The organism is Anaerorhabdus sp., assembly GCF_036637135.1.
Classification (GTDB): domain Bacteria; phylum Bacillota_I; class Bacilli_A; order Erysipelotrichales; family Erysipelotrichaceae; genus Anaerorhabdus.
The window spans coordinates 1-6,698 of the sequence record NZ_JAVWNC010000084.1 but is presented as its reverse complement, the minus strand read 5'-3'; the positions used below and the strand labels follow the sequence as shown (position 1 = coordinate 6,698).

General features: G+C 30.4%; 6 protein-coding genes. All 6 read left to right on the top strand.

Going from position 1 to position 6,698, the window contains the following annotated elements; all coding sequences use genetic code 11:
* Positions 1–271 precede the first annotated feature (271 nt).
* A complete protein-coding gene (locus RR643_RS10840; protein WP_332483215.1) occupies positions 272–1,378 on the top strand; it encodes a serine hydrolase domain-containing protein in 1,107 nt (368 codons plus the stop codon).
* Positions 1,379–1,764: 386 nt separating this feature from the next.
* Positions 1,765–2,466: a cytochrome c biogenesis CcdA family protein gene (locus RR643_RS10835; RefSeq protein WP_332483214.1), complete on the top strand. Its 702-nt coding sequence runs from the start codon at positions 1,765–1,767 to the stop codon at positions 2,464–2,466.
* A 14-nt stretch (positions 2,467–2,480) separates the two neighbouring features.
* Positions 2,481–3,098 carry a redoxin family protein gene (locus tag RR643_RS10830; protein WP_332483213.1) on the top strand — a complete coding sequence of 206 codons (618 nt, stop codon included), beginning with the start codon at positions 2,481–2,483 and terminating at the stop codon, positions 3,096–3,098.
* A 12-nt stretch (positions 3,099–3,110) separates the two neighbouring features.
* Complete coding sequence (gene msrB, locus RR643_RS10825; protein WP_332483212.1) at positions 3,111–4,184, top strand: peptide-methionine (R)-S-oxide reductase MsrB; 1,074 nt, start codon at positions 3,111–3,113, stop codon at positions 4,182–4,184.
* A gap of 51 nt (positions 4,185–4,235) precedes the next feature.
* Positions 4,236–5,000 (top strand): response regulator transcription factor, encoded by a 765-nt coding sequence (locus RR643_RS10820; protein ID WP_332483211.1) that lies wholly within the window; start codon positions 4,236–4,238, stop codon positions 4,998–5,000.
* Between the two features lie 2 nt (positions 5,001–5,002).
* On the top strand, positions 5,003–6,698 hold a 1,696-nt coding region (locus RR643_RS10815), incomplete at its 3' end, for a cache domain-containing sensor histidine kinase (RefSeq protein WP_332483210.1).

Sequence of the window (6,698 nt, the reverse complement as noted above, 5' to 3'; positions counted from 1 at the left end):
TTAAGCCTTTAAATTAAGGCTTTTTTAATGCTTATATTATTTTGAAATACATGAAAATAAGAGCTAATACAATTTATTTATTTCAATTAATAAGAAAAGAAACTAGAATGAATAATATGATACTAGTAAATGAACTTACTTTATTAAATACAAAAACTTTAATATATTCTAAACAAGGCAATGATTTCGATGATATAATCAGTTTAGTAAAAGTATTAAACTTTTTATGTGTTAGGGAAGTAGATGAGATTTTAGAGCGGGAGATGAGAATTTGAGTAAAAAGATAAAGAAGAAGTGGCTTATTATCATTGGGATAATCGTGTTATTAGTGGCTTGTATTGGTGGATATGCACTTTATGGTAATTACCAAATGAGTAAAATCCCAAGATTATCTTTTCAAGAAACATTAGACTATACACTATCAGATAATCAAGATGCAGTAATTACAATCGGAATAATTCAAGATGGAGAAGTGACAGTTAAAGTCTATGGTAAAGATAGTATTGAATTAGAGAAGACTGCACACATTTATGAAATAGGATCACTTACTAAAACAATTACTTCTGCAATGGTAGAGAAAGCAGTTCATGAAGGTAAATTGGATTATAATGAAACAATAGATGCTTATTTGGATTTGCCAACTGAGAAAATATATCCAACAATACAAGATTGTATAACACATACTTCAGGATATGAAGGTTACTATTTTGAAAGCCCAATGATTGGAAATTTCCTGAATGGGAAAAACGACTTTTTAGGAATAACTGATGAAATAATTATGAATCGATTGAGTAAAATATCTTTGAAGGATAAAGAATATGAGTTTGAGTATTCGAATTTTGGATATGCAATAATGGGGATTATATTGGAAACAGTTTATCATCAAGATTATACAGAACTTGTTAATAATTTTGTTCATAATGAATTGAAATTAATGAATACTAAAATATCTGAAAAAGATGGTGATCTCAATAATTATTGGGATTGGAAAGAAGGAGATGCATATCTTTCGGCAGGTGGATTAACTTCAACAATTGATGATATGTTAATTTATGCGCAATACCAATTAAATAGATATCCAAGTTTTGAAATAGCAAGTTCTGAATTCTTAACCATAAATGAATCACCTGAGAGTTATCAAAAAATGGGAATACGTATGGATGCAATTGATATGGGGTGGATAGTTGATAGTGAACTGGAAGTGATATGGCATAATGGTGGAACTGATAACTATAATTGTTATTTAGCATTTCATCCAGATTCAAGAACTTCAGTCATTGTCTTATCTAACTTATCGCCAAGTACGAAAATACCATCAACCGTGATAGGTATAAAGTTAATGAAGGAATTGATAAATAACGATGAAACAAGTTATTAATTTGGATGTGCATCTTTTTATCTAATGAATACGAACTCAATAGATGTATCTAAGCTTTAAATTTAAGGCTTTTAATATGTTTGTATTAGACTTTGTAATAACTAATGAATTTATTGTATAAGCTAGAAGTGCAAATAGCGATGAAAACTGATTTAGTTATTAATATGCTTAAAGAGTATAAAGTTATGAAATACAATGAGATTGAGATTTCCACAATCATCTATATATAGACTATCTAAAGCTAAACTGAGGTTTGGCTTTTTTGTTTATTTAATGATAATTGAACCAAAATATAAAGAAATCTAAGATTTATCCAATGTGAGCCCATAGATAGTTATGTAGAAACAGATAGAATTTAGGTATAGAAACGAGGAGGTGAAGAAACGATGAATGAGACATTATATTTAAGTACAGTATTTATTGGAGGATTTTTATCCTTTATGTCACCTTGTATATTGCCTTTATTACCAGTTTACTTCTCCATGTTTGCTGCGGAGGCAACAGAGGGTGATATAAAAGAAGGTAAATCAAGACGGATACGAATGATTCTTAAAACATTAACTTTCGTTTTAGGAGTATCAACAATATTTGTTATATTGGGATTTGGAGCAGGACAATTCAGTGCCATTATTAACAATCGTTATTTCTTAACGGTAATGGGAGTAATTGTAATCATATTAGGTATTCATCAAACAGGATTGATCAATTTCAAAATACTTAATTTTGAAAAGAGAATCCAACTAAAGAAACAAGCTAATAATAACTACTTTAGTATTTATTTACTAGGATTAACATTTAGCTTTGGATGGACACCATGTATTGGTCCAATACTTACTGCGGTATTGAGTTTGGCTGCGAGTGGAAATAACTCAACATATGGTGCAATCTTAATGGCAATTTATTCATTGGGATTTGCGTTACCATTCATTATTATTAGCTTCTTCGCAGATATACTCTTAAGCAAGATGAAGAAGTTAAACAAACATCTACATACAATAAAAGTAGTAGGTGGGATTATCATTATTCTAATGGGAGTCTTGTTGATGAGCGACAGTTTATATTTAATTACAACTCTATTTGAGAGATAAGAAAGGTAAAAATTATGAAAAAAAGAATAAAATTGATTACAAGTGTATTGGGGTTATCGCTATTGTTAGTGGCATGTACAGCGGCACCGAAAACAGACAAAATGGAAAAAGGTCAAGAGAAGGATATGATGGAAACAACAGAACCAGCAATGGATGAAAAAAAAGATGACAAAATGATGGATGAAGCTAAAAAAGAAGATGCGATGATGGATGCTGAAATGACTTCAGTCTTTGAGTATACTGATTTTGATGGTAATACAGTTTCTTCCAAAGATTTTGAAGGTAAAAAAGTATATATTAAGTACTGGGCATCATGGTGTCCAATCTGTCTTGGTGGTTTAGAAGATATTGATAAACTATCAATGATGGATAATGACTTTGTTGTATTAACAGTTGTAACACCAGGTTATAAAGGTGAAAAAACAGCTGCCGAATTTAAGGAATGGTACAATGGATTAGAGTACAAAAATATTAAAGTATTGTTTGATCAAGATGGTAAAGTAGCAAAGGAATTAGGTGTTAAAGGATTCCCAACATCTGCATATATTAGTAGTGAGGGAGCATTAGTTAAAGTATCGCCAGGTCACTTTGATAATGCAGCAATTACTGAATCCTTTACATCAATAAAGTAAGTGTAAGTACATATGATGAAGAAAATGTTATCTTTATTGGGTGTGTCATTATTACTTACAGCTTGTGCTACAACTGCAAAAGTAGAAACTGATCAAACAAAACAAATGATAGAAAAAAACAAATATCAAACAGAAGATACAAAAGAAATATATCTAGCAGGTGGATGTTTCTGGGGTGTTGAAGAGTTTATGGATCGAATCGATGGAGTTATTGATTCAACATCAGGTTATGCCAATGGTGATACTATAAACCCTACCTATGAGGATGTGAGTTATCGCAAAACAGGTCATGCAGAAACAGTGCGTGTTACATATGACCCAACAATCATTTCGCTTGAAGGTATTTTGAATAAATACTTCTTGGTAATTGACCCAACAAGTTTAAATAAACAAGGTAATGATTCCGGTTCACAATATCGTACAGGTATCTATTATGTAAATATGGAAGATAAAGATGTTATTAATGGCGTAATCAATGAACAACAAAAAAAATACTCGAAAGATATTGTTGTGGAAGTAGAGAAATTAAATAACTTTTATGAAGCAGAAGAATATCACCAAGACTATTTAAAAAAGAATCCAAATGGATATTGCCATATTGATTTAGATGCTTCGGGTACATTGCAAGATTTAATAAAAATTGAAAATTACCCAATTCCAAGTGATGAAGTATTGCGTTTAAGATTAACTGCTGAACAATATGCAGTTACACAAGAAAACAAAACTGAATCTGCATTTTCAAATGAATACTTTGACAACAAAGAAAAAGGAATTTATGTAGATGTAGTAACAGGAGAACCTTTATTCACATCGTTAGATAAATATGATTCAGGATGTGGTTGGCCAAGTTTTGTAAAGCCAATTATCCCAGAAGTTGTGACTGAACATGTGGACACAAGTTTCAATATGACTCGTACGGAAGTAAGAAGTCGTGCTGGAGATACACATTTGGGACATGTATTTAATGATGGTCCAAAAGAAAGAGGCGGTTTAAGATATTGTATTAATAGTGCGTCAATTCGCTTTATCAATTATAATAAACTAGAAGAGGAAGGATATGGCTTCTTAACATATCTCTTTCAATAAAACAAAAGACAGGATAAAACTATCCTGTCTCTCATAGTATAGGAGGTAATTATGATTTCTTTATTAATCGTTGATGATGAACCGATGATAAGAAAAGGTATTAGAACATTAATTGATTTTGATGCGCTTAAAATTACTACGATATATGAAGCTGAAAATGGTGTAGAAGCATTAGAAATAGTCAAAAAAAATAAAGTGGATTTAATTCTCGCGGATATCAATATGCCAAAGATGAATGGTTTGGATTTTGTAGCAATGGCAAAACAAATATCTCCTTCTACACGTATCGCCATGATTACTGGATATGATCATCTTGATTATGCTATTACAGCATTGAAGGTTGGTGTTGATGATTATGTGCTCAAGCCAGTATCAAAAGTAGATATAGTAGCTGTATTGCATAAATTAATCGCAAAGTTTGTAGAAAATAATCAAGAAAAAGTAGCATTAACAATCGCGAAAGAAATAAGTGGTGATCATCAAAATGATTCTACGATGAAACAAACCTTAAGTGAATATATTAATAAACATCTTGTGGATACAACGTTTTCTTTGCAAGAGTTGGCAGATGAGATGGGTTATAACACTTCTTATTTAAGCCAATTATTTAAAAAACTATTTGGAGTTAATTTTAGGGAACATCTTCTACATCTTCGTTTAGAGAAGTGTAAAATACTATTGCTTACAACGAATCTAAAAATATATGAGGTAGCACAGCAAATAGGTATTGATGATTCGAATTATCTCAGTGCATGTTTTAAAAGAGTATATGGTATTTCAATTAGTGAATTTAAAGAACAACAAGAGAGGAAATAGAAGTGGAAAGACGAAAATATAGATTAAAGAACATCAGTAGCCAAATATCTATTCTGTATATGTCAATTAGCTTGGCGATTATACTCATTTTTAGTGTGGTTATTTTCTACAATGTTTCCAATATTTTCGTTAACGATGCAGTCAAACAAATCAAAATGAATTTGAATCAAAGTAGTGATTATTTATCATTGTATATTGAAAAAGTTAAACTGACTTCAAGTTTAATGGCAGATAATCCCAATTTGATAAGTTATTTAAAACAAAATGAAAATGAATCAAATGTTAGAAAAGAAATATCGACAGTATTAGAAGCTGATTCTTACTTAGAAACAATTGTAATTGTTGCAAATGATGGACGTGTTATTTCCAATGAAGAAAAATTAGAAATGCAAGTTTCTGATAATATGATGGAAGAAGAATGGTACCAACATGCAATTAGTGACAACATGCCTTTTCTAACTGGTGCACGTATGCAAAAGTTATCTATGGATAATGATAAATGGGTTATTTCTTTGAGTAGAGAAATAGTGGATGAGCAAGGGAATAATTTAGGTGTTTTATTGATCGATATTAACTATGAATTCATTACGGAATATATAAGTGCATTGAACTTAGATCAAGATGGGTTTGTATTCATTACGGATAGCAATCAGAATTTAGTCTATCACAATGACTTAACCTACTTCATTGAAATGGATAAACAAGAAGAACTTAAGCGATATATGAATAATACATCTGATCAAAGTGTTTTATCATACCAAGTTCCAATTGATAATACAGATTGGACAATGAGTGGAGTATCTTATTTAAATAGTTTAGGACAATTACGTAGACAGTTGTTGGAACTGATTGCAATTACAGGAGTAATTATCCTTGCCGGAGTTACTTTGTTAGGAAGATTACTTGTAAAACGTATATCAAACCCATTGAAAGAACTAACAATGGCAATGCAAGATGCGGAAAGTTTTATTCCTGCAAAAGTTAATCCAGATAGTTCTGATGAAGTTAAAAGTTTAGTACAAAACTACAATGATATGCTGATTAGAATTAAAGATTTACTGGAAAAATTATCAATAAGCGAGAATGAGAGAAAAGAATTAGAAATTAAAGTTTTAATGGGACAAATAAATCCACATTTTCTATACAATACATTAGATACAATTATATGGATGTCGGAATTTAAAGAAAATGAACAAGTCATTGAATTAACTAAATCACTTGCGAAGTTCTTTAGATTAAGTTTATCAAAGGGAAATAACTTAATTCCATTATCACAAGAAATTGATCACTTGAAACAATACTTGTTTATACAAAAACAACGCTATGGTGAGAAATTAACATATGACATTCATGTAAGTGAAGATTTAAATAATTATTTAGTTCCAAGAATTATTCTTCAACCAATAGTTGAAAATAGTATTTATCATGGAATTAAGAATTTAGATGGACCAGGTAAAATTATAGTTGATGCCGTAATTAAAAATAATCAACTGGTGATTGAAGTTAAAGATAATGGTGTCGGCTTTGATTCGGCAAGTATCGATAAGACAAACGTTGCGCAATTAAGTGGTATAGGAATTGATAATGTACTTCAACGCATTAAACTTTATTGTGGAAGTGAGTATGGATTAGTTATTGATTCAGTTAAGAATGAAGGAACAATTGTAACAATTACCTTAGCACTTAATTTAAATGAAA

Bases quoted from the DNA above. Each gene is read 5' to 3' on its own strand.
- msrB (WP_332483212.1), top strand. From the start codon at position 3,111: ATGATGAAGAAAATGTTATCTTTATTGGGTGTGTCATTATTACTTACA.
- RR643_RS10820 (WP_332483211.1), top strand. From the start codon at position 4,236: ATGATTTCTTTATTAATCGTTGATGATGAACCGATGATAAGAAAAGGT.
- RR643_RS10835 (WP_332483214.1), top strand. From the start codon at position 1,765: ATGAATGAGACATTATATTTAAGTACAGTATTTATTGGAGGATTTTTA.
- RR643_RS10830 (WP_332483213.1), top strand. From the start codon at position 2,481: ATGAAAAAAAGAATAAAATTGATTACAAGTGTATTGGGGTTATCGCTA.